The organism is Paraconexibacter algicola, assembly GCF_003044185.1.
GTDB classification, from domain to species: Bacteria; Actinomycetota; Thermoleophilia; order Solirubrobacterales; family Solirubrobacteraceae; genus Paraconexibacter; species Paraconexibacter algicola.
This window is the reverse complement of record NZ_PYYB01000001.1, coordinates 2427145-2448524: the sequence shown is the minus strand read 5'-3', so window position 1 is coordinate 2448524 and position 21380 is coordinate 2427145. Positions and strand designations below refer to the sequence as shown.

General features: G+C 75.0%; 21 protein-coding genes. 4 read left to right on the top strand and 17 right to left on the bottom strand.

What is annotated here, in order from left to right; genetic code table 11:
* Positions 1–79: 79 nt before the first annotated feature.
* From C7Y72_RS11595 to C7Y72_RS11570, 6 genes are read right to left on the bottom strand one after another with little or no spacing between them, the layout of a single operon-like run.
* Positions 80–1537 (bottom strand): MlaD family protein, encoded by a 1458-nt coding sequence (locus tag C7Y72_RS11595; RefSeq protein WP_146175344.1) that lies wholly within the window; start codon positions 1535–1537, stop codon positions 80–82.
* Between the two features lie 10 nt (positions 1538–1547).
* Entirely contained in the window at positions 1548–2870 is a 1323-nt protein-coding gene (locus C7Y72_RS11590) for an MlaD family protein (protein ID WP_107568878.1), read from the bottom strand.
* Complete coding sequence (locus tag C7Y72_RS11585) at positions 2867–4441, bottom strand: MlaD family protein (RefSeq protein ID WP_107568877.1); 1575 nt, start codon at positions 4439–4441, stop codon at positions 2867–2869. The genes C7Y72_RS11590 and C7Y72_RS11585 overlap by 4 nt, the downstream gene beginning before the upstream one ends.
* Positions 4438–6060, bottom strand: a complete 1623-nt coding sequence (locus C7Y72_RS11580) for an MlaD family protein (protein ID WP_107568876.1) — start codon at positions 6058–6060, stop codon at positions 4438–4440. The genes C7Y72_RS11585 and C7Y72_RS11580 overlap by 4 nt, the downstream gene beginning before the upstream one ends.
* Positions 6057–7649: an MlaD family protein gene (locus C7Y72_RS11575; protein WP_107568875.1), complete on the bottom strand. Its 1593-nt coding sequence runs from the start codon at positions 7647–7649 to the stop codon at positions 6057–6059. The genes C7Y72_RS11580 and C7Y72_RS11575 overlap by 4 nt, the downstream gene beginning before the upstream one ends.
* Positions 7646–9019: an MlaD family protein gene (locus tag C7Y72_RS11570; RefSeq protein WP_154734585.1), complete on the bottom strand. Its 1374-nt coding sequence runs from the start codon at positions 9017–9019 to the stop codon at positions 7646–7648. Before C7Y72_RS11570 ends, C7Y72_RS11575 begins: the two co-directional genes overlap by 4 nt.
* Positions 9020–9283: 264 nt before the next feature.
* Between C7Y72_RS11570 and C7Y72_RS11565 the strand changes: the two genes are divergently transcribed.
* Positions 9284–10882, top strand: coding sequence for an RNA polymerase sigma factor (locus C7Y72_RS11565; protein WP_158276807.1), 1599 nt, complete (start codon positions 9284–9286; stop codon positions 10880–10882).
* 13 nt (positions 10883–10895) lie between these two features.
* On the opposite strand, the gene C7Y72_RS11560 is transcribed toward C7Y72_RS11565, so the two are convergent.
* The 4 genes from C7Y72_RS11560 to C7Y72_RS23290 all read right to left on the bottom strand — a co-directional run bounded on the left by C7Y72_RS11560 (position 10896) and on the right by C7Y72_RS23290 (position 13061).
* On the bottom strand, positions 10896–11237 hold the full coding sequence (locus C7Y72_RS11560; RefSeq protein WP_199223925.1) for a tRNA-binding protein: 342 nt from the start codon (positions 11235–11237) through the stop codon (positions 10896–10898).
* Positions 11234–11926 carry a hypothetical protein gene (locus tag C7Y72_RS11555; protein ID WP_107568872.1) on the bottom strand — a complete coding sequence of 231 codons (693 nt, stop codon included), beginning with the start codon at positions 11924–11926 and terminating at the stop codon, positions 11234–11236. Before C7Y72_RS11555 ends, C7Y72_RS11560 begins: the two co-directional genes overlap by 4 nt.
* Before the next feature lie 49 nt (positions 11927–11975).
* Positions 11976–12389, bottom strand: a complete 414-nt coding sequence (locus C7Y72_RS11550) for an SH3 domain-containing protein (protein WP_107568871.1) — start codon at positions 12387–12389, stop codon at positions 11976–11978.
* 126 nt (positions 12390–12515) lie between these two features.
* Positions 12516–13061: a hypothetical protein gene (locus C7Y72_RS23290; protein WP_158276806.1), complete on the bottom strand. Its 546-nt coding sequence runs from the start codon at positions 13059–13061 to the stop codon at positions 12516–12518.
* Between the two features lie 81 nt (positions 13062–13142).
* Between C7Y72_RS23290 and C7Y72_RS23285 the strand changes: the two genes are divergently transcribed.
* A complete protein-coding gene (locus C7Y72_RS23285; RefSeq protein ID WP_158276805.1) occupies positions 13143–13388 on the top strand; it encodes a hypothetical protein in 246 nt (81 codons plus the stop codon).
* Positions 13389–13430: 42 nt separating this feature from the next.
* Here the strand turns inward: C7Y72_RS23285 and C7Y72_RS11540 are convergent, their stop codons facing one another.
* The 6 genes from C7Y72_RS11540 to C7Y72_RS11515 form a co-directional block, all read right to left on the bottom strand.
* Positions 13431–13706: an Lrp/AsnC family transcriptional regulator gene (locus C7Y72_RS11540; RefSeq protein ID WP_107568869.1), complete on the bottom strand. Its 276-nt coding sequence runs from the start codon at positions 13704–13706 to the stop codon at positions 13431–13433.
* The gene (locus C7Y72_RS11535) at positions 13703–14380 is read right to left on the bottom strand and encodes a metal-dependent hydrolase (protein WP_199223924.1); all 678 of its coding nucleotides are present in this window, start codon (positions 14378–14380) and stop codon (positions 13703–13705) included. Before C7Y72_RS11535 ends, C7Y72_RS11540 begins: the two co-directional genes overlap by 4 nt.
* A complete protein-coding gene (locus C7Y72_RS11530) occupies positions 14380–14721 on the bottom strand; it encodes a hypothetical protein (RefSeq protein ID WP_107568867.1) in 342 nt (113 codons plus the stop codon). Before C7Y72_RS11530 ends, C7Y72_RS11535 begins: the two co-directional genes overlap by 1 nt.
* Before the next feature lie 6 nt (positions 14722–14727).
* Entirely contained in the window at positions 14728–16911 is a 2184-nt protein-coding gene (locus C7Y72_RS11525; RefSeq protein ID WP_107568866.1) for a phosphoinositide-specific phospholipase C-related protein, read from the bottom strand.
* A gap of 5 nt (positions 16912–16916) precedes the next feature.
* Positions 16917–17723, bottom strand: coding sequence for a rhomboid family intramembrane serine protease (locus C7Y72_RS11520; RefSeq protein ID WP_107568865.1), 807 nt, complete (start codon positions 17721–17723; stop codon positions 16917–16919).
* A 69-nt stretch (positions 17724–17792) separates the two neighbouring features.
* Positions 17793–18170 (bottom strand): hypothetical protein, encoded by a 378-nt coding sequence (locus C7Y72_RS11515; protein WP_107568864.1) that lies wholly within the window; start codon positions 18168–18170, stop codon positions 17793–17795.
* Between the two features lie 131 nt (positions 18171–18301).
* On the opposite strand from C7Y72_RS11515, the gene C7Y72_RS11510 reads away from it, so the two are divergent.
* Together C7Y72_RS11510 and C7Y72_RS11505 are read left to right on the top strand one after the other, a co-directional pair.
* A complete protein-coding gene (locus C7Y72_RS11510) occupies positions 18302–18991 on the top strand; it encodes a response regulator transcription factor (RefSeq protein WP_107568863.1) in 690 nt (229 codons plus the stop codon).
* A gap of 1 nt (position 18992) precedes the next feature.
* Positions 18993–20231: an ATP-binding protein gene (locus C7Y72_RS11505; protein ID WP_107568862.1), complete on the top strand. Its 1239-nt coding sequence runs from the start codon at positions 18993–18995 to the stop codon at positions 20229–20231.
* Here C7Y72_RS11505 and C7Y72_RS11500 read toward each other — a convergent pair.
* Positions 20228–21352: a carboxylate-amine ligase gene (locus C7Y72_RS11500; RefSeq protein WP_107568861.1), complete on the bottom strand. Its 1125-nt coding sequence runs from the start codon at positions 21350–21352 to the stop codon at positions 20228–20230. The two genes, C7Y72_RS11505 and C7Y72_RS11500, sit on opposite strands and share 4 nt — an antisense overlap.
* Positions 21353–21380: the final 28 nt, after the last annotated feature.

Here is a 21380-nt window from a genome sequence, read left to right as displayed (position 1 = left end):
CCCGCCCCATCCGACACGTCCAGAGCGGCCGCCCACCCCGGCGGCCGTTGTCGTCGGCGGGGTCCCGCGCGGGCCGCGCTCAGCGCGAGTAGTCGGCCTTGACGATCCGCGGGTACTTGCGGGTGTTGCCCGCGGGCACCTGCGGGGCGGGCTGCACCCAGCAGGACGGCATGTCGTTCGTGTCGGGCACCTTCGTCTGGTAGGTGCCGTCACCGCCCTTGCCGGTGTTCGCGCAGTCGAAGTTCCCGAAGATCATCCGCTTGCCGCGCTCGATCCCCTGGATCGCGCCCGGGTTCAGGTACGCGTTGCCGCGCGAGGCCGGCGGCCGCGTCGTGTACATCGCCGCGGTCTCGGCGCCGACGGGGCCGAGCTGCCGCAGGTAGTGGCCGCGCTCGAACGCGTTGCGCGTCGGGATCGTGTCCGCGAGCGCGCCCGCCCCGTTGGAGATGAAGTCCCCGATCGTGATCTGGTGGTACTCGAGCCACTCGAGGATCGGGTTGAGCTCCTCCAGGAACGGCTGCAGCTCGCCGAGCAGCGGCGTGGTCCCGGCGAGGACGTTGCGCGTCGCAGGCAGGCCGCGCCGCGCGACGGTGATGAGCGGCGACAGGTCCCGGAAGAAGCGCTCGAGGTCGGGGCTCGCGGCGCGCAGGTCCGCGACGGCCGGCCGCAGGTCGCGCAGGGCGGGCGCCAGCTCGCGCACCAGCGGTCCGGTGTCGTCGGCGAACCGCTCCAGGCGCGCGAAGGTCGCCTTGGACTCGTCCAGGAACGTCGGGAAGATCCGGAAGCTCGTGGCCAGCGCCTCCTGCTGGGCGCTCGTGGCCGAGAACACGTCGTTGCTCGAGCGGATCAGGGTCGCGAGCTGGTCCTCGCGCTCGGTCAGCGCGCCGAACACGACGCCGGTGTTGCGCACGAGGCGCCGCACGACCCCGGCCTGGGTGTCCAGCACCCCGAGCACGTCGTCGGCGTCCGCGGCGAACGCGGGCAGGTTGCCGAGCGCGTCGTTGAGGTCGCGTCCGCGGCCCGCCGCCCCGCCGGCGAGGTCCTGCTGCCAGGTCTTGAACGCCTGGCGGGTCTTCGGGTCCAGGGCGTCGAAGATCTCGTCGAGCTGGGTGCTGTCCTGCACCTGTGCGTCGGGCAGCCAGCCCCCCTCGGGCACGCGCGGCGCACGGCGCGTGCCGGGGGTGATCTCCAGGTAGGTCTCCCCGAGCAGCGTCTTCTGGCGCAGCACGACGCGCGCGTCGGAGGCGATCGGCGCGAACCGCGGGTCGACCTCGACGGTCGCGACGGTCGCGTTGGGGTGCCCGGCGACGTCGATGTCCTTCTTGCGGACCTTGCCGATCGAGACCCCCGCGGTGCGTACGTCCGCCTCGAGGCCCAGCTGGGTGGCCTCCGGGAGCGCGACCCGGAAGCGGTAGCCCTCGGGCTTCAGCGGCGTCGAGCCGCCGAAGCTCACCCAGAGGAACAGGAGCAGCCCGAAGCACGACAGCGCGAACAGCACCATCGTCATGAGGCGGCCGAAGGTCGGTGCCTGCTTCACCACGCGCGCATCACCCCAGGACGCCCTTGCAGACGGTCGGATCGGCGAGGACCGGCGCGAGGACCATGCCGAGCAGCGGCGTGGAGTTCGCGACCTGCGAGATCGTGCCGCAGCTGCCGCCGACCGACACCGGGCGGAACGGGCCGTTGGCGTCCCCGGTGGAGAACAGGGCGTTGCCGACGTGCTGCAGCCACGCCGCCCAGAACAGGTAGCCCTCGTCGCGGTCCTTGACGCCCGGGCCCTCCTTGCCGTTCTGGTTGTAGGCGGCGAGGTTCAGCAGCGCGTTCAGGGCCGTGAACGCGCGGGTCAGGTCGGGGGTCGTCTCGGCCAGGCGCCGGGCGGGCACCGCCAGGTCGGCGACCGTGGGGCGCGCGGCCCGCACGAACGGCCGCACACGGGTGCGCAGCAGCGGCGCCGCCTCGGTCACGAACGGGGCGACCGCGCGGTTGGCGTCGTCGAGCCGGCGGACGGCGGGTCGCAGCGCGGTGGTCGCCGGACCGAGCGTGTCGGCGAGCCGCTGCACCTTCCCGAGCGTCGCGGTGGTCTGCCGCAGCGTGCCGGGCAGGCGTCCGACCGCCTGTGTGATCCCGGCCTGCTCGCTGGAGAACGCGCGCAGGACCGAGGCGCTGGAGGAGACCAGGCGGGTGAGCTCGTCGTCCTTGTCGGCGAGCGCGCCGTTGAGGCGCGCGAGCCGGTTGACGAGCCGCCGCAGGTGCTCGTCGCGCTGTGCGACGAGGCCCGTGACCTTCGCGAGGTCGCGGTGGGTCGGCTCGAAGCGACGGAAGACCTCGCGCAGGTCGTCGCCGCGGTCGGCCAGCCCCTTGCCCGCGCCGTCGACCAGCAGCGTGAGGTAGTCGCGGGTGTCGGCGTCCAGCGCGGCGAAGATCTCGTCCGGGTTGACGTCCGGGAGCGTGTTGGCGACCGGCATCGTCCAGCCCTCGCGCGCGACCGGGGCGGAGCGGCTGCCCGGGTCGAGCTCGATGAACATGTCCTTCAGCCCGGTCTTGGGCCGCAGCAGCGCCTTCGCGTCGGTGTGGACGACCTCGCGGTACTGCTGGTCGATGTCCATCGAGACGACGGCGACGCCGTCACGCAGCTCGACCTTGCCGATGTCGCCGATGCGCACCCCGGAGACGCGGACGGTCTGCCCCTGGCCGGGGGTCACGGCCTGCGCGGTGGAGAACTCGGCCTTCAGCGTGAACGGCGCGTCCTCGACGAGCGGGAAGCGCAGCCGCTGCTGGCTGAGGATGTAGCCGCCGACGACGGCCGCGATGACCATCAGGCCGATGACCGCGGCGAAGTCCTTGAACGACTTGCGGATCGCGCGCTTCATCGTCCGCCCTTCCGGGCCCGCTGCGCGGCGGCGCGGACCTTCGCGATGGTCTCGGTGGTCGCCTCGCGGGCGGTGACGGTGAGCGGCAGCTTGCGGGCCTTCGCCTCGCCGCGCAGGCTCTTCACGGCCTTCGCGACGTAGCGGTCGTAGAGCTCGCGGCCGGGCCCGGACGCGGGGACGGTGACCTTGCGGCTCTGCAGCCGGCCGGGGGTCGAGCGCAGGTCGGGCGCCTCCTGCGTCTCGCAGGGCACGTCGGCGCGCAGCGGCGAGCGGCCGCCGGTGGGCGGCATCGGGTTGACGCCGCCGACGGGCGTGTCGGTGAGCAGCAGCTGGCCCTGCCCGAGCGGGGTGACGTAGCTGCCGCCGGACACCAGGACGCGGAACCACTGGCCGTTGGCGTCGCCCGAGCGGCTCTCGCCCGCCAGGCCCGGCAGCGCCTTGAGCGAGTCCTGGAAGACCGGGCCGACCGCGGGGAAGTCCTTGTCCTGGATGGTGTCCTTGGACCAGGGCAGGATGACCTCGTTCTGGCAGCTCGAGGCGAGCGCGGTCTGGGCTAGCAGCGGGACGGTGCGCTGCGACAGCCGCGTCAGCGACGGGACGACCGTCCGCAGGTCGGCGCTCAGGCCGCGCAGCTCGGCGGGCTGCACGAGCCCGCGGACCTGCCGCACGAACGGCAGGCCGGCGTCGAGCGCGGGCCCGGAGGACCGCACGCCCGGGCGGGCGTCGGCGATGAAGCGCCGCAGCGGCGGGAACGCGCGGTTGAGCGCGGCGAACGCGGGGAGCGCGGCGCGCAGGGTGCGCGGCAGCTCGGCGACCGCCTGCTGCAGCGCCGTGTCGCGGGCGGCGAACGCCCGCGCGGTGCCGTTGAAGTCGGTGATCAGCGACTTGAGCGCGTCGCGGTCCGCGTCGAGGGCGGCGGCGGTGGCGCCGGCGTCGCGGACGTAGTCGCTGAGGTCTCGCTGGGCCTGTCCGAGCGTCGCGTCGTTGACGATCGCCGAGTCCCGGTAGGCGGGCTCCCACCACCGGGTGGTGCGGTTGTTCGCGGCGGCGCCGCCGTCGGCGAAGCCGTCGCCGAGCTGCTGCAGGAGCGAGCGGAGGTCCTCGCGGGTGTCGTCCTGCAGCGCCGTGAGGATCTGGTCGAGCTGCACGGGCGTCGCGGTCTGGTTGATCGGGATCGTGTCGCCGTCCCGGAGCTCCGGAGCCGACGGGGACCCGGGCTTCACGTCGACGAAGAAGTTGCCCTCGAGGAAGATCCGCGGCCGGATCGTCATCCGCGCGTCGGTGTGCAGCGGCAGGCCCTTGCGCTCGATCGCCATGACGACGCGCGCCGCCTCCGCCCCGGGCCGCACGCGCTCGATCGCGGTGACCTTGCCGACGTTGACGCCCGCCACGCGCACCGGCGAGTTCGTGCGGATGTTGTTCGCGCTGGAGAACACGGCCCGGACCTCGTAGGGCTGGTTGACCAGCGGGATGTCCTTGCTGAAGCCCAGGTAGGTGCCGATCCCGACGAGCGCCAGGACGAGCAGGCCGGTGGCGAAGTAGCTCAGGCGCGGCGGCTGGTTGCGTCTCACTTGGCCGGCACCCCCGCGGCCTTCTCGGGCTTCGCGCGCGGCACGTCGACGCCGCGGCCGTCCGGGCGGTAGCTGAAGGTCTGCCCGGTGGGCACCCGGTCGGGGTTGAGCGCGATGCCGCGGCCCTCGCGGTTGTACTTCGCGTAGCTCGGGCCGACGCGCGGGACGTCGTCGACGTCGGGCGTGTCGACGAACACGTCGCGGTACGGGTCCCCGGGGATCGTGCGGTCGCGGTACGGGTTCTGGCTCTGGGCGTAGCCCTGCTGACCGGTGCCGCAGTTGGCCAGGCCGTCCTTCGTGATCGCCGGGCCGAAGAACGCGTTGTGCAGGTAGGTCTTGGTCGAGCCGGGCTCGGGGCTCTCCTTGCCGTGCGCGAACTCGTTGGCGCCCATCTGGCCGACGCCGTCGCCGCCCGGGAGGTTCTGCGGGGCCTGGTTGAGCAGCGCGCGCTGCTGGCCGCCGGTGGCGGTCGGGGAGCTGAGGTGCTCGGCGGCGAAGGTCCAGAACACGTTCCAGCTGTTGCAGACGGTCACGTACGGGCCGAGGAACCGCAGCGTCGGGTTCAGTGTCTGCACGGTGGCGGTGAGGCCGCGCAGCGCACCGAGCGTGGTCGGGGTGCGCGCGAGGTCGCGCAGGGCGACCATCGTGGCCCCGAGGTCCTCGTTCAGCGGCACGGAGCGGCGCAGCACCGGGGTGCCGGTCTCGACGGCGCGGTTGATCGTCGGCAGCGACGCGCGTAGCTCGGCGCTCGCCGCGTCGAGGTCCTCGGAGAGGCCGGCGAACCGCACGAGGAACGGCCGCTGGGCGCGCAGCGAGCGGGTGCCGACCTCGAGCGTGCCGACCGACTTCGTGATCGTCTCCTTCAGCGCCTGCGGATCGCGGCCGATCGCCTCGAAGGTGTTGGCGAGGAACGTGAACGTCTGCGCGTTGACCGCCGACAGCGGGGCCACGACGCGGGCGGCGTCACCCAGCTCGGCGAAGAGGCGCGGCAGGCGGCTGCGCGGGTCGGCGAGGTTGCCCGCGACGCGCTCGAGGCGGCCGAGCAGCTCAGGGGCGATGCGGATCGTCTCGTTGAGCCCGGCGCCCCGTCCCGTGAACGCGTCCCCGAACTCCTCGAGGTTCACCTGGCTGGCGGCGCGGGTCGGCTCGTCGAAGGTGCTGAGGACCTCGTCGAGCTCGGTCGAGGCGGACGACTGGCTGGCGGGCAGCGTGCCGCCGTCGGCGATCGTGCGGGCGCTGCGGCCGAGGGTCAGCTCCACGTACTTCAGGCCCAGCGCGGAGCGCGGCCGCACGACGACGGTGGAGTCGACCGGGACCGCGCCGAGCTTCTCGTCGAGCTTCAGCCGCAGCAGCGCGCCGGTGCGGCCGCCGGGGAGCGCGACCGGCTCCATCTCCTCGACGACGCCGACGCGGAAGCCGCCCGAGCGGACCTCGTTGCCGGGCACGAGGTTCGCGCCGTTGGGGAGCTGGACCTCCAGCGCGCGGGTCGGCACGAACGGCAGGCCGTTGTTCGCGTTGTAGGCGAGGAACACGGCGACGACGACGATGAGCGTGGTGACGGCCCCGACGAGGACGGGGTTCGCGACGATCGAGGAGCGGTTGCGCCGGCGCGGGGTCATCGGCCCAGGAGGTAGTCGAGGAGGGCGGTGCGTGCCTGCGGCGTCTGCGCGCGGCCGAGCAGGCCGTCGGTCCGGCCGCCGCCGATGGTGAGGCCGGGCAGGCCGGGCAGCGGCGGCAGCTCGATCTTCGGCAGGCCCGGCAGCAGCGGCGTCTGCGGGGTCTGGGCGGGCGCGGGCGCCGGGGCCTGGTCGGTGCTCGGCAGGCTGTGCGCGGGGACGGTCTCGCCCGGCGCGGGGGCCTGCTGGCCGTCGGTGCGCTTGCGCACCTGCGCGAGGGCGGGCGCGTCGCCGGCGCTGGGGTCGACGAAGTTGATGCCGGGCTGGTTGGGGCCCAGGGCGCTCTGGCAGTCCTTGGTCGCGGGGTCCTTCGCGCGCTTGACGTCGGCGTAGTTGGCGCACGGGTCGGTCGGCGGGATCGCCGAGATGTTCAGGACGTGCGCGTTCTGGTCGTAGATGTTGACCGAGAGGACCTGGTCGTAGACGTACTGCAGCAGCGCCTCGAAGCCGGTGTAGCCCTTGCCGCCGGGGCTGCGCGGGTCGTCCTCGACGGCCTTGTCGCGGTCGTTGAGGTGCTCGAGGACGAAGCGGAGGTTCGTGCCGACCTCGGGAGCGGTATCGGTGAACGTCGACAGCTGCCGCACGGACGGGCGCGCGGAGAGGACCGCCTCGCGGCCGGGGACGGCGGCCGCGGCGAGGCTGCGGACCGCGGGCCGGGACGCCTGGGCGAGCGGCCCGAGGTTGTCGAGCAGGCGCTCGAGCTGGCCGGCCGAGGCCTGGAGGTTGCGCAGCGCCGGGGTCTGCGCGTCGGCGGTGCGGCCGAGCGCGGCCATCGTCGGCTCGAGCTGCGCGAGGAAGCCCGGGAGCTTGCGCAGCCCGGCGGCGATGTCGTCGCGGCGTTCGGCGGACGCGGTGGCGGTCTCCCCCGCCTCGGTGACGAAGCGGCCGACGTCGTCGCGGTTGGCGGCGAGGTCGGTGAGGACCTCGTCGGCGTTGACGACGAGGTCGGCGAGGATCCGGTTCTGGCCGGCGAGCGTCCGCAGGACGCGGTTGGTCTGGCGCAGCGCGGGGCTGGCCCGGCGGATCGCCGCGTTGAGGTTCTCGCCGTTGCCCGCCACCCCGGCGCCGAGCTCGCCGAGGATGATCGCGAGGCGCTCCCGGTACGGCCGGCGCAGCACGTTGTTGACGAGGTCGCCGGCGATCGTCGAGGTGGTCCGCTCGACGGGGATCGTCGACCTGACCGGCAGCTCCCGCGGCGCGGTGCCCGGGAGGCAGTCGAGGAAGTACTCGCCGATGAGCGACTGCGGGCGGGCCTCGCAGCGCACGTCGGTGCGCAGTGAGCCGAAGCCGTTCTCGGTGACGTCGAAGTCGACGACCGCGCGGTTGGTGCGCAGGTCCAGCCGCAGGTCGGTGATCTTGCCGGCGCGCACGCCGGCGATCTTCAGGTCGCCGCCCTCGACGAGCCCGAAGGCGTTGTCGAGCACCGCGCTGTAGGAGCGCGTGTCGGGGGCGTCGCCGTCACCGGCACCGGTGGCGAGGAGCGCGAGCGCACCGGCGCAGCAGACGAGGAGGATGGCCGCGATGCGCCTCATGGCCCCGGGGGCACCATCGTCTCGTCGCAGTTGTAGTCGGGCGTGGGCTTCCAGACCGCGCCGCGCTCGATCGAGCCGGGGCAGCGGTTGAGCTGCCGCGTCTGCGCGCCGGCGGCGAAGGCCTGCTGGCGCAACTCGGGCGGGATCGGCTGCAGCTGGCCCCCGACGAGCGTGAACGCGTTGACGTGCAGGGCGGCGCGGCTGGCGCCGCCGAGCGCGTCGTAGATGCCGGAGTGCCCGAAGTCGTCGAACCAGCCGGTCAGCTCGGGCGCGTACGGGCGGGCGTAGGCGAGCTCGGGGGTGGCGACCTTCAGCGCGTCGACGGTGGCGGGGAACGCACCCTGCCGGGTCGCGCCGTTGCGCTGCGTGTCGCGGGTGGCGGCCGCGTCGAGCGGGATCGCGGCGCGCGTCAGCTCGATCAGGTCGTTGCCGGCGCCGTCGCGGCGCAGCAGGCGGCTGAGGTCGCGCAGCGTCGGGCGGGCGTCGCGGGCGAGCGGGCGCAGCTCGGCGAGGAACGGCCGCAGCTTGCGGGCGACCGGCGTGCTCTCGTCGACGAGCGGCGCGAGGTCGTCGAGCGCCTGGCGGAGGTTCACGAACGTCGTGTTGGAGCGCCGCATGAAGTCGGGCAGCTGCCCGATCGCGTCGCGCAGCTCGGTCTTGCGGCTGCCGATCGCCCGGGTGGTGACCGCGAGGCGGTCGACGAGGCCGGCGAGGTCGTCGCGGCGGTCGGCGAGGTCGGTGACGAGCCGGCTGCTGTCGACGACGAAGCGGCGCAGGAACGGGGTGTCGCGGTTCAGCTCGCTGAACAGGCGGCTGGACGCGGCCAGCGAGGGGTTGAGGTAGAGAAAGCCGCGGTTGATCTCGCGGCTGCGGCCCTCGTTGCTGGTGCCGAAGCCCTGGACGACGCGCTGCAGGCCCTTGCGGGTGTCGGCGTCGAAGGTGTCGAAGAGCTGGTCGAGGTCGACGGCGGTGGTGGTCTCGTCGGTCCGCAGGACGGCCCCGTCGGCGACCTCGGCGCCGTCGGCGGGACCGAGGCGCAGGTCGACGTAGCGGTTGGCGACCCCGGAGAGCGAGGCCTGCCGGACGGTCGCGGTGGTCCCGCGGCGCAGCGGCGCGTAGCCGTCGTCGGTGATCGCGAGGGTCACCTCGGCCTGGCCGTCGTCGGAGAGGTCGATCTCGGTGACCTCGCCGACCGGCCGTCCGGCGACCTGGACGAGGTTGCCCTTCACGAGCTGCCCGGCGTTGATGAAGCGGGCGGTGACGGTGTAGTCGGACCCGCCGCCGGCGAGCAGGGCGACGGCCACGGCGGCGAGCACGACGACGCCGGCGCCGAGCGCGACTGCCCTGCCGATGGTCCTCGAGTGCCGCACTGCTCGCTGCGCTCCCTCTCCCTGCTCCGACCCGCTCCGCCCGGCCTCCCCAGACCCGGCACGGCGGCGCACGCTAATGCCCCGCGTTCCGGTCCGTCAAGCGCGAACCGGCTCCTGAGGGACCCAACGACGATGTGCGCGGAAACTTGCGGTGTTCGCCACGAGGTTTCCCGACCCGAACGTGAGGGGATCGTGAGAGCACCCTGTCGCGCAGGACAACTTCCGTGCGACCCTGGTGTTCGGTCTTCTGGGACCGCCTCGTCCATGGACTTCTCCACGACGCTCGATCACGCCCCCGGGCTCCGGGGCCCCACGCCGCTGCTGCGCCTGCAGAGCGACGACCGCCTGATCGCGCTCACCCGCCGCGGCAACCAGGGCGCGTACGAGGCGCTCGTGGGCCGCTACCAGGCACGGCTGCTGGCCTTCTGCCGCCACATGCTGTCCTCGCGCGAGGACGCCGAGGACGTGCTGCAGGAGGTGTTCGCCGCCGCCTACAACGCGATGCTCGCCGACGAGCGGCCGATCAACGCCCGCCCGTGGCTCTACCGGATCGCCCGCAACCGCTGCCTGAACCACCTGCGCCGCCAGACGGCGATCGGCGTGGACTCGATGGACGTGCACCTCGCCGAGCACGGCACGACGACGGCCGACAAGGTCCACAAGCGCGAGGAGTTCCGCCAGCTCGTCGCCGACGTCCAGGACCTGCCGGAGACGCAGCGCACGGCCTTGCTGCTGCGCGAGATCGACGCGCTCTCCTACGACCAGATCGCCGAGGCGATGGAGACGACGATCCCGTCGGTGAAGTCGCTGCTCGTGCGGGCCCGGGTCTCGCTCGCCGAGGCGGCCGAGGCGCGCCTGCTCACCTGCGAGGAGGCGCGGGACGAGCTCGCCGAGGTCGCCGAGGGGCTGAAGCGCTCGACGCCGCCGGTCCGGCGGCACGTGCGCCAGTGCGAGCGCTGCGCCGCGTTCAAGAAGCACCTGCGCCAGACCGACCGCACGCTCGCCGCGGTCTTCCCGGTCGGCCCGCTGCTGCTGCTGAAGAAGTTCCTCATCGCCCAGGGCGCGGCGGGCACGTCCGCCGCCGGGGCGGCGGCCGGCGGTGCGGCCGTCGCGGGCGGTGCGGCGGGCTCCGCCGCGGCCGGCTCGGCGCTGGGCGCCGGGATCACCGCGATCGGCACCAAGGCCGCCGCCGGGCTCACCGCCGCCGCGATCGTCGCCGCGGGCGCCGTCGAGGTCGACCACCACCGCCGCTCCACGGTCGAGCGCGCGCCCGCCGTCGCGGCGATCGCGCCGCCCGCGCCCGCCGTGGCCGCGCCCGCCGCGCCGCCGGTCGTCGTCTCGAGCTCCGCCCAGGAGGAGAGCGCCACCTCGCCGTCGGACGCGGGCGGCCTGCTCGCCGAGACCGAGCCCGGCGACGAGGCCGGTCCGACCGCCGGCGCCGCGCGCGACGACGACGCGCCCGCCGACGACGCCGCGCCGGTCGTCCCGCCCGGGACGACGCCCGTCCCCGGCGCCGCCGCGCCGACCGGCCCGACCGGCGTCGCCGGCGCCCCGGCCGTGCTCCCGACCCAACAGGGGTCCGACACCGTGCGCCTGCCGGGCCAGCCGCTGCCGCAGGGCACCGGCGGGCTCGTCGGCCCCGACGAGACGCGGCCCGTCCCGGCCCCGGCCTCCTCGGCGCCGGCCCCCGCTCCCGCGGCTCCCTCCCCGGCTCCGGCGCCTGCACCTGCGCCGGTCCCCGCCCCCGAGCCCGCGCCCGCCCCGGCCGCCACGCCCGCCCCGGACCCCGCGCCCGCCGCGGACCCGGCCCCGTCCGTGCCGGCCGATCCGGTCGCCACGCCGCCCGCCGCTCCGGCGGGCTGAGCGCCGTCCCGCGTCAGCCGACGCGGTCGCCCGGCCGCGCGTCCGGCTCGGGGTTCAGCAGCAGCACGGTCCCGTCGGCCGTGTACGTGCCCAGCACCAGGCACTCGGAGCGCACCGGGCCGATCTGCTTGGGCGGGAAGTTCACGACGCCGACGACGAGGCGGTCCTGCAGCTCGGAGGCCGCGTAGTTCGTGATCTGGGCGCTCGAGCGGCGCACGCCGATCTCCGCGCCGAAGTCGACCCGCAGCTTCCAGGCCGGCCGGCGCGCCTGCGGGAACGCCTCGACCTCGACGATGCGGCCGACCCGCATGTCGACGCGGGTGAACTCCTCCCAGGCGAGCGGGGCGTCGCTCACGGCCGCGACGCGCCGAAGCGGAACGACCGCAGCGGCGTCTTGAGAGGCCCGTTGCCGCCGACCGCGTCCGCCCGCGGCACGGCGTCCGAGCGGCCGTTGAGGAGCGTCACGACCGCGACGACGGTCGGCCGGTTGACCGTGGCCTCGTCGTCGTCGGGATCGTCGTAGAGCAGGAACCGCTTGCCGTAGACCGTGCGGCCGTCGCGCTTGGTCTGGAAGGTGATCTGGTAGCCCGGGTTGTCGTTGATGCGGGCGCGTCCCTCGCCGCGCAGGCGGAAGTCCGGGTCGGCGGCGGCGAGCTCGTCGGCGACGACGCTGGCGAGCACCGGCACGTAGCCGGCCGCGTCACCGGGATACGCGTCCAGGCGCCGCTGCGCGACGGTGAACTCCAGCAGCGTCGGGGCGTCCGGCGGGGAGACGAGGCGCAGCCGCTCGCCGCGCTGCGGGTCGACGCGCTCCAGGCGCGTCTCGTCGTAGGCGAGGTTGAACGGGAACAGGCCGCCGGTGACGACGACCCCGGTCTTCTCCGCGGCCTCGCGCTGGGCGAGCCGCACGCCGACCGCGACGAGGAGCAGCACGACGGCCGCGCCGATCAGCAGCCGGGTCCAGGTGCGCGCCGGGCGGCCGGTGCGGGCGGAGAGGAGCTCCGGCAGCGTCGGCCCGAGCCCCTCACGAACGGGAGAGGACACCCACGCAGTGTAGGTGCCCTCCCCGGTCCGGCGTGGTGTGGCGCGTGCGTCAGCAGGTGCGCGCGACGCGACCGTCCGAGCCGGTGTAGACGTAGACGTCGGCGACGTAGCCGCCCTTGGAGAGCTTGTTCCACAGGCGCGACGTGCCGTAGGTCCCGGTCATCTTCCTGCCGATGGTCTGGCAGACGATGCGCACGCGCGCGCCGTCGGGCAGCGAGCGGACCTTCGCCGAGGCGCTCGTCGGCCGCGCGCGGACCGACAGGGTGTAGCCGGCGGCGACGTTGACCGTGCCGGGCGCGCTCTTGGGCGGCGACGGCGGCGGCGGGCAGAGGACGTTGAGGTCGTCGCAGGTCGGGCGGGCGGTCGCCGGCCCGACCCCGACGGCACCGCCCAGGGCACCGACACCGGCGACGGCGGCGAGCGAGGCGGCGATGGTCCTGCGGGTGCGGGTGCTGCGCGACATTGGGCTCCTCCGTGGGGGGCTCGTTGGCTGATCTGGGTCGATCCTGCCCCGCCGCGCACCGGGCCGCCCCCCGCCCTCACGGAGTCCTCATGGAGCGTGAGAGACCCTCAGGATCGTCGCCGTTCGCTAGGGCCCCGGCTCTCCGCCCACGACGAGCGTCCCTGCGCCCGAGCGGCCGTCGAGCGTGATCGCGTACTCGCCCTCCGGCATCCCGGGCACGTCGACGGTGGCGCGGCCGCCCGCCGGGACGTTCAGCGTCACCGGGCCCGCCGGCGTCGTCAGCCGCAGCGTGTGCGCGCGCCCGTCGGTCGACGTCGCGGCGAGCTCGACGGTGAGGAACGCGGCGACGGTGATGCGCGACGGCTCGAGGCCCGCGCCGACCCGGAAGTCCGCCGGGGAGCGGGCGGCCTCGTCGTCCCCGGGGCCCTCCTCCTCCCCGGGCGCGGGACCGATCTCGGTGGTCGTCGTGCCCGCGGGACCGGTCGTCCCGGCGCCCGCCGGGCCGGTCGGTCCCGGCGTGGCGGTCGCGGTCGGCGCCGCCGTCGCGGCGGGCGGCGGGGTCGCGACCGACGTCGCGGTCGTCCCGGTGCCGGCGCCCGCCGGAGTCGTCGCGCCCGCCCGGTCGCCGTCGTCCCCGCAGGCCCCGAGGCCGATCGACGAACAGCCGATCAAGACGAAGATCGTGTGATGTCGCACGAACGTCCTGCCGATACCCGGGATGCAGGGCACCGTCCACCGACCACCACGATCACCATGTCCACGCATGCTCACCTCATTCACTATGACGCGGACCGCCGCCGTCTGTGGATCGCGGGCCAGCGCTGCCACCACGGCGCGACGGGCGCGCTCCTGACCGCCGCCGCCACCGTCGGCCTCCTCGCCGCGAGGCTGCGGCCCACCGGCCTGCTCGCGCTCGCGGCCACGGGCTGCGTGCTGATGGCCGACGACTGGCACGACCGCCCGATCTGGTTCGAGCGCGGCTGGCAGAACCAGCCGTGACCGGGGCGTCGGCGACCCGCAGGCCGCCGACGTCCGCCGGACCTAGCTGCCGACGCTGAACATCGCCTCGAGGTCGTGGCGGGAGAACGCCTCGAAGGCCACCATCGTCTGGGTCACCGCCACACCGGGGAGCTGCAGGAGCTTGCCGGTGATCGTCTCGGCGAGCTGCTCGTGACGCCGCACGCGCACGACGGCGACGAAGTCCCACTCGCCGGTGACCGTGTACGCCTCGGCGACGCCCTCGAGCTCGACCAGGGCGGAGCCGAGCGTGGCCATCGCGTCCCGGTCGGCCTTGATGAGGACGATCGCGTGGTTCACGCCGACCAGCTCTCCCCCGGCTCGAGCACGACGACCTCGGCGTGGCCCGCGGCCTCGACCTCGGACTTGTACGCGGCCACGTCGGTCTCGATCGGCGGGAACGTGCCGTAGTGGCAGGGGATGACGACCTTGGCGCCGACGAGCTTCGCCGCGACGACCGCGTCGGTGCGGTCCATCGTGTAGTGGCCGCCGATCGGGATGATCGCGACGTCGATCGGATCGCGCTGCGACGGCAGGGCGAGGTCGCTGAACAGCGCCGTGTCCCCGAGGTGGTAGACGCGGACGCCGCCGAGCTCGATGACGAGACCGGCCGCGGGGGTGACGGTGCCCTTCGGCGTCGTGGACGTGTGGAAGGCCGGCGTCAGGCGGCAGCTGCCCCAGTCGTAGGTGGCGGTGCCGCCGACGTTCGTGTCGATCGTCGTGACGCCCTCCTCCCCGAGCTCCCCGGCGATCTCGGTGATCGCCTGGATCGTCGCGCCGGTCCTCTTGGCGATCGCCACCGCGTCCTCGGGGCCGTGGTCCTGGTGCCCGTGGGTCAGCAGGATCGCGTCGGCCTCCACCTCCTCGGCGGACACGACGCCCTTCGGGTTGCCGGTGAGGAACGGGTCGACCAGGACGGTCGTGCCGTCGTGGGTCAGGGCGAAGGCCGAGTGGCCGAGCCAGCGGATCTCCATCAGGTGTCTCCTGGGGTGTCGGGGGTCGTGTCGAGCTCACGGGCGAGCTGGAAGCCCACCGCGGCGCCGACGAGCATCCCGATCCGGGTCTCCTCGGCGAGCAGCGTGCGCAGTTCGAGTACCCGCTGCTGCGGGTCCTCGATCGCCGCCACCCGCGCCACCTCCTGCTCGTGGGCGCCGCCGAACCAGCCGCCCTCCTCGAGCGCGGCGTTGAGGATGCGCTGGAGCGAGGGCGCGGCGTGCGTGATGACGTCCTGGGCGTGGTCGAGCCGTCCCTCCTGGGACAGGGCGGCGACGGCGGCGTCGACCTCCTCGGCGGTGAACGTGCGGTCGGCGGGCATCGTCCGTCAGCCTACGTCACCGGGATCGTCGGCCCGGGCGTTCAGCTCGCGCGCGACCTCCACGACCCCGCTCGCGTCGCCGAAGTCCACGGCGATGAGGTTCACGGGGCGGCCGCGCTCCTGCTCGCAGCGGGCGACGCGCTCGCGCAGCGCCGCCGCGGTCGAGGCGCGCCGGTTGGCGGAGAACGGGGGCGGGAAGCGGTCGATCCAGTGGTTGAGCATCAGCAGCGGGCTGTCCTCGTCGCCGCGGTTGGGCGCGCAGGAGAACTCCGACGCCTTGCGGGCGCCCAGCGGCGTGTCCTGCACGAACGAGAACGCCGGGTGGTACCAGTCGTACGCGCCGCCGTCGCGTTCGGTGAGCACGACGAGCCGGTCGCCGCGGCGCAGCAGCTGGCCGAGCGTCGGCAGCGGCTCGTCGCGGTCGAGCACCGCGAGCGCGTCGAGCAGCCGGGCGCGGCGCAGCGCCCCCGCGACGAGCTGCGGCGAGACGCTCGGCTCGATCAGCAGGACGACGACCTCCCCGCGGTTGGCGGCGAGGAAGTCGCGGACGACGCCGAGCTCGGCGACGAACGACTCCGCCCCGAGCTCGCAGAGGCTGTGGCAGAGGAACACGTCACGGCGGCCCTTGAGGTCGCCGAGGCCGACGCGGCCGCCGAGCCGCTCCGCCGCCCGGACCGCGCCCGGGCTGAGCTGCGCGGCGACGCGGTTGCGGTCCGAGCCGTCGGCCTCGAGGTCGGTCCGCACGCGGGAGCCGTCCCGGACCCCGTGGTGGGGGTCGAGCAGCAGCAGCCGGATGCCGTCCTGTAGCTGGCGGCGGATCCCGGTCCGCTGGTTGGCGAACAGCCAGCCCGGCTCGAGCGCCGCGGAGAACGAGTTGTGGGTGCCGGGGAAGACGACCTCGTCCAGCCGCCGGTCGCACAGCGCCCGCGAGCCGTTGCACCCGGTCGAGGTCGCCTGCTCGGGGGTCGGGGGGCTCAGGGAGGCCCGCTCGGGCGCGGGCCCGTCCCCGCCGACCGCCGCCCCGGCCACGACCGCGCCGAGCAGCAGCACGCCGACCGCCGCGAGCCACGGCAGCGGCCCCGTCCCGCGGCCGCCCGCGCCGCCCGTGCGGGCGGGCTCGTCGCGGGTCAGGCGGTCGGGCAACAGCGCGGCCAGCTCCCCCACCCCGACGTAGACGAGCGTGCCGCCGAGCAGCAGCGCGACCGCCGCCACGACGCCCGCGGGCTGCCACAGCAGCAGGCCGCCGAGCGCCACGAGCGCGACGCCGCGCAGCGTGCGGGCGGGCGCTCCCGCCGGCGTGCCGCCGGCCCGCGCGACGAGCGCGCGCAGCCGCTGCGTGGCGGTCGCGGCGGTCACGCGTCCGGCGGCGAGCGCCGCGGTCATGACCCCGGCGAGGCCGATCGCGACGAGCCAGTCGCGCAGTCCGGCGAAGTAGACGCCCCAGGCGGCGTCGACCGCGGCGCGCACGTCCTCGTCGCGCAGGTCCGACGGGGCGACCGCGCCGGCCCCGAGCCGGGCGCGCCAGACGGTGAGCGCGGCGACGAGCAGCCCGCACGCGACGGCGACGCTGAGGCCGCCGCGCACGAGCGCGGCCCGCCGGTCGCGCGCGACGGCGACGCCCGCGAGCACCAGCAGGAGCCCGAGCGGGGGCAGGACGAGCGCGAGCGTGCGGGCGCGCTCGCCCGCACGCGCGAGGCCCGCCAGCAGGTCCTCGTCGCGCAGCGCGACGACATCGACGTCGACGGTCGCCGGAAGGCTCTCGGCGAGGCCGGGCGCGGCGGCCCTGACCGCTTCGATCGCCAGCGTGCCGGCGTCGGCGACGGCGAAGGAGACGTCGTCGTCGCGGGTGAACAGCAGCCGGTGCGTGTCGCGCGCGGCGACCTCGAAGAGCTCCCCGAACGCCTCGGTGGAGACGAGCGCGTCGACGAGCGGGCGCACGAGCGGGCGGGCGGCGATGAGGTCGGTGCCGCCCTCGTCGACGAGCTGCTGGACGACCTGCCCGGAGACCAGGTCGCGGACCGCCGGCTCGTCGAGGGCGTCGACCGCGTGCGCGACGAAGGCGCGCTGGTCGACGACCTCCTCGCGCAGGTAGGTCGCCAGGACGCCCGCGACGAGCACGACCGCGCCGAGGACCGCGAGGATCCGGGACAGGACCGCGCGGGCGGCGGGACGGCCGGGACCACCGGCCACGGCCGTCAGGCGTCGCGCGGGGCGACGCGGTCGAGCATCAGGCCGACGAGGCCGCCGAGGACGAGCCCGACGGCGGCGGCGATCGGGTTGGCGTCGACGGTCGCGATCGGCATCAGGGCGAGCACGGCGCCGATGACGAACGTGCCGAGCATGTCGGTGTCGTCGTCGTCGTCCCCGGTGCGCTTGCGGGCGCGCAGGACGGGGACCGCCCAGGCGGCGAGCAGGCCGAGCCCGCCGCCGATCGCGCCGAGGGCGATCGGGACGTCCTCGAGCTGGGCGGCGACAGCGGTGCCGCCGATGGCGCAGGCGAGGAACAGGGACACGACGAGGACGGGCCCGTGGCGCAGCTCCAGCCGCCAGCCGTAGAGGCCGACCGCGAGCAGCGCGACGAACTGGTACCAGCCGTTCCCGTAGAGGAAGACCGTCGAGGCGAGGCGCCAGTACTCGTCGCCCACGGGGCCGATCACGGCGGTGTCGGTGCGGCCGGCGATCGCCAGGACGATCGCGCCGATCGCCGACAGGACGACGAGCGCGATCGTGGCGGTGGGCCGGCGGAACTCGTCGCCGTGGAAGAGGCCGCCGCTGCGCCGCTCCTTGCGGGGCTTGGGCAGCGACGGCGGCGCGGGGGGCTTGCGGACCTTCGCCGAACGCGGGGCCTTCGGGGGCTTCGCGTCGCCGCTGATGTCCCGCTCGATCTTCGGGGCCCGCTTGCGCAGGCGCTGCCCGCAGTACGGGCACTCCGTGATGTACGGGCTGACCTCCGAGCCGCAGCTCTTGCAGACGACGAACAGATCGGGACCGCCGGTGGACACTGCCCACGAGTCTAGATGCCCCGGACCGTCGGCGGCGACGGCCCGGGGCGGAACCTCCGGTGTGGGCGCTCAGGCGGTGACGGCGCCGTGGTGGCGCGGGGCGCGCAGGGCCGCCGCCGCGATCCCGGCGACCCCGAGCTCGAGGACGACCGAGATCAGGCCGCTGAGCTCCCACTCGCTCTCGTGGAAGCCCGGCAGGCCGACGGTGCGGCTGAGCACGAACCCGACGGCCATGCCGACGGCGACGAGCGCTCCGGCGATCCAGGCGCTCGCGTCGTCGCGCGTCCACAGGCGCGCGCCGATCGCGGCGGCGGTGAGGCCGCCGAGGATGAAGAGGACGCCGATGTAGGCCTGCTCGCCGAGGTACTCGGGGGCGAGGACGAGGTGCAGGACGCCGGTGGCGATGAGGGCGCCGGCGCCGATGCGCCGGGTGGAGTCGGTGATCATGGTGACCTCCGCAGGGGGTGGGGGATGAGGTGGCTCCACCGTAGGCGGGGGCCGGCGAGGGTCCCGGAAGCGTCGGGCAAAGGTTCGGCAAAGACCGTCGGGACGGGCGCGCGGACGCCTAGGATCGGCGTATGGCCCTGGTGCTGCTGGTCGAGGACGACGCCGCGATCGCGGAGCCGCTGACGCGGGCGCTGGAGCGCGAGGGCCACGTCGTCGAGCACGCGGCCGACGGGCTGGCGGGCGCGGCGGCGGGGACGCACGGCCGCCACGAGCTCGTGCTGCTGGACCTCGGGCTGCCGGGGCTCGACGGCCTGGAGGTCTGCCGCCGGATCCGGGCGGCGCGCCCGGACGTGCCGCTGCTGATGCTCACCGCCCGCAGCGAGGAGATCGACGCGGTGGTCGGACTCGACGCGGGCGCCGACGACTACGTGGCCAAGCCGTTCCGGCTGGCGGAGCTGCTCGCGCGGATCCGCGCGCTGCTGCGTCGCGGCGCGCCGCAGGCGGCGCCCGCACGGGCGCCCGCGGGTGGCGTGCGGGTCGATCCGGCGGCGCGTCGCGCGTGGGTCGGCGAGGAGGAGCTCGCGCTGACCCCGAAGGAGTTCGACCTGCTCGCCTACCTCGTCGCGCGCACCGGGGACGCGGTCCCGCGCCAGCAGATCATGGACGAGGTCTGGGACGTCAACTGGTTCGGGTCGACGAAGACGCTGGACGTGCACGTCGCCGCGTTGCGCCGCAAGCTCGGCGACGACGGGCAGGCCCCCCGCCTGCTCACGACGGTCCGCGGCGTCGGGTTGCGGTTCGAGTCCGACGAGCCCGCCTGACGTGCGCCGCCGCCTGCTCGTCTCGTCGTTCCTCGTCGCCGCGCTGGCCGTGCTCGTGCTCGGCGTGCCGCTGGGGATCGTCGCCACCCGGCTGCTGGGGGCGGAGGCCGACCGGCGGGTCGCGGCGACCGCGGACCGCGTGGCGCGCACGCTCGACGACGACCTCGAGGCGGGCCGCCCGATCGGCGCCCGGCAGCTGCGCGCGCTGGCGGGCGACCACCAGGCGATCGAGGTGATCGACCGGCGCGGCCGCCGCAGCACCTCGGGCCCGCTGCCGGGTGACGGCCGTCGGGTCACGGTCGAGGCGGCCGACGATGCGCGCGTGACGGTGCTCGAGGAGGGCGAGGAGACCTCGGAGCGGATCGGCGGCGTGTGGCTGACGATCGTGCTCGCCGCGCTCGTCGGGCTCGGCGGGGCGCTCGCGCTCGCCCGCCGGGAGGCCCGGCGGTTCGCCGCCCCGCTGGAGGACCTCGCCGCGGTGGCGCGGCGGATGGGCGACGGGGACCTCGACGCCCGCGCCCGGCCGTCGGACCTGCCGGAGGTCGACGCGGTGCGGCTGAGCCTCGAGGACGGCGCCGCGCGCCTGGCGGAGATCGTCCAGCGCGAGCGCGCGTTCTCGGCCGCGGCCAGCCACCAGCTGCGCACGCCGCTGACCGCGCTGCGCCTGCGCCTGGAGGACCTCCAGCTGCGCGGCACCACCCCGGAGGTGGAGGCGGAGATCGCGGCCGCGCTGACGCAGGCCGACCGGCTCGAGACGACGATCACCGACCTGCTGGCGATCGCCCGCGAGGGCCGCGCCGCCCGTGCCCAGGACCTGCCGCTGGCGCCGCTGGTGGACGAGGCGCTCGCCGTCCGTGCGGCGGCGTTCGCCGCCGCCGCACGGACCGCGACGGTGCAGGACGACGCGCCGGGCCTCGTCGCCCGTGTCGACCGCGGCGCGCTGCTGCAGGCGCTCGGGGTGCTGCTCGACAACGCGCTGGCCCACGGCGATGGCGCGGTCCGGGTGCAGCTGCTGCGCCGCAACGACCGGCCGGTGATCGCCGTCGAGGACCACGGGGACGGCGTGGACGAGCCGACCGCGGCGCGCATCGCCGCCGGGGCGCCGGGGCCGCACGGCTCGGGGCTGGGACTCCCGCTCGCCCGCGCGCTCGTCGAGGCGCAGGGGGGCCGGCTGGTGCTCGCCGTCCCGCGCCCGGCGCGCTTCGAGCTCGTCCTCGCCCCGGCGGGCGGGGTGGCCTAGGAGGCCTGGAGGCCCGGGACGGTCGCGTCGACGATCTCCGCCATGACCTCGCGGAGGTCGTGGTTGGCCTCGTAGACGACGACCTGGCGGCTGGCGCCGTTGCCGCGCGCGAGCAGGTCCTCGATGCCCTCGAGGTCGTCGGCGGACCCGAGGTCCTGCGCGTGCTCGCGCAGCCGGTCGAGCAGCCGCCGGGCGAGCGCCTTGGTCGGGATCCGCTCGCTGGACGGCAGGTCGACGAGCTCCCCGTCGAGGCCGTGGCGGGAGGCCAGCCACTTGTTCTCGTCGAGCATCTGCCACGGGTAGGGCGTGAGCTGCTTGCCGGCGTCGTGGTGCTCGGCGAGCTCCTTGACCATCGCCTGGATCAGGGCGGCGAGCGCGAGCGTGTGCTCGACGCGCGTCTGCGCGTCGCAGGCGCGGATCTCGACGGTGCCGAACCGCGCGTGGGGGCGCACGTCGTACCAGAGGTAGGTGTAGTCCTCCATCACCCCGCTGCGGACCATGAAGTCGATCTCGCGGCAGTAGTGGTCCCAGTCGTCGTAGGCCGGGGGGATGCCCACGCGCGGGAAGGCGCGGAAGATCGGGACCCGCGTGCTCATCAGGCCCGAGCGGTCCGCCCGCCAGAACGGCGAGTTGCACGACAGCGCCTGCAGGACCGGGACGTGCACCCGCATGCCGTTGGCGACGTGGATCGCCTTGTCCGGGTCGTCGACCGCGACGTGCACGTGCAGGCCGAAGATCAGCTCCTGCCGGGCGACGAACCGCAGCGCGCTGATGAGGTCGCGATAGCGGGGCCGCGCGACGATCCGCTGGTCCTCCCACATCGCGAACGGGTGGGTGCCCGCGGACCCGATGAGCAGGTCGTGGGCCGCCGCCGTCCGGGCGACCTGGGCGCGCAGCGCGCGCAGCTGCACCCCGGCCTCGCGCGTGTTCGCGCAGGGCTTGGTGGCGATCTCGAGGACCGACTCCATGAGCTCGGGCTTGATCTCGCCGTCGGCCGCGTCCTCGAGCAGCGACTCGATCGCGTTGACCAGGTCGTAGCTCTCCCGGTCCACGATCATCAGCTCCTCCTCGAGCCCGATCGTGTACTGCGACCCGTTCGCCCTGCGAAACGCGTGGTCCATTCCGCAGCAGCCTACGGGACCCATCGCC

Coding starts and splice junctions, on each gene's coding strand:
- C7Y72_RS11510 (WP_107568863.1), top strand. CDS start 18,302: ATGGCCCTGGTGCTGCTGGTCGAGGACGACGCCGCGATCGCGGAGCCG.
- C7Y72_RS11535 (WP_199223924.1), bottom strand. CDS start 14,380: ATGGAGATCCGCTGGCTCGGCCACTCGGCCTTCGCCCTGACCCACGAC.
- C7Y72_RS11575 (WP_107568875.1), bottom strand. CDS start 7,649: ATGAGGCGCATCGCGGCCATCCTCCTCGTCTGCTGCGCCGGTGCGCTC.
- C7Y72_RS11580 (WP_107568876.1), bottom strand. CDS start 6,060: ATGACCCCGCGCCGGCGCAACCGCTCCTCGATCGTCGCGAACCCCGTC.
- C7Y72_RS11550 (WP_107568871.1), bottom strand. CDS start 12,389: ATGTCGCGCAGCACCCGCACCCGCAGGACCATCGCCGCCTCGCTCGCC.
- C7Y72_RS11500 (WP_107568861.1), bottom strand. CDS start 21,352: ATGGACCACGCGTTTCGCAGGGCGAACGGGTCGCAGTACACGATCGGG.
- C7Y72_RS11590 (WP_107568878.1), bottom strand. CDS start 2,870: ATGAAGCGCGCGATCCGCAAGTCGTTCAAGGACTTCGCCGCGGTCATC.
- C7Y72_RS11530 (WP_107568867.1), bottom strand. CDS start 14,721: ATGCCCGCCGACCGCACGTTCACCGCCGAGGAGGTCGACGCCGCCGTC.
- C7Y72_RS11515 (WP_107568864.1), bottom strand. CDS start 18,170: ATGATCACCGACTCCACCCGGCGCATCGGCGCCGGCGCCCTCATCGCC.
- C7Y72_RS11565 (WP_158276807.1), top strand. CDS start 9,284: ATGGACTTCTCCACGACGCTCGATCACGCCCCCGGGCTCCGGGGCCCC.
- C7Y72_RS23285 (WP_158276805.1), top strand. CDS start 13,143: ATGTCCACGCATGCTCACCTCATTCACTATGACGCGGACCGCCGCCGT.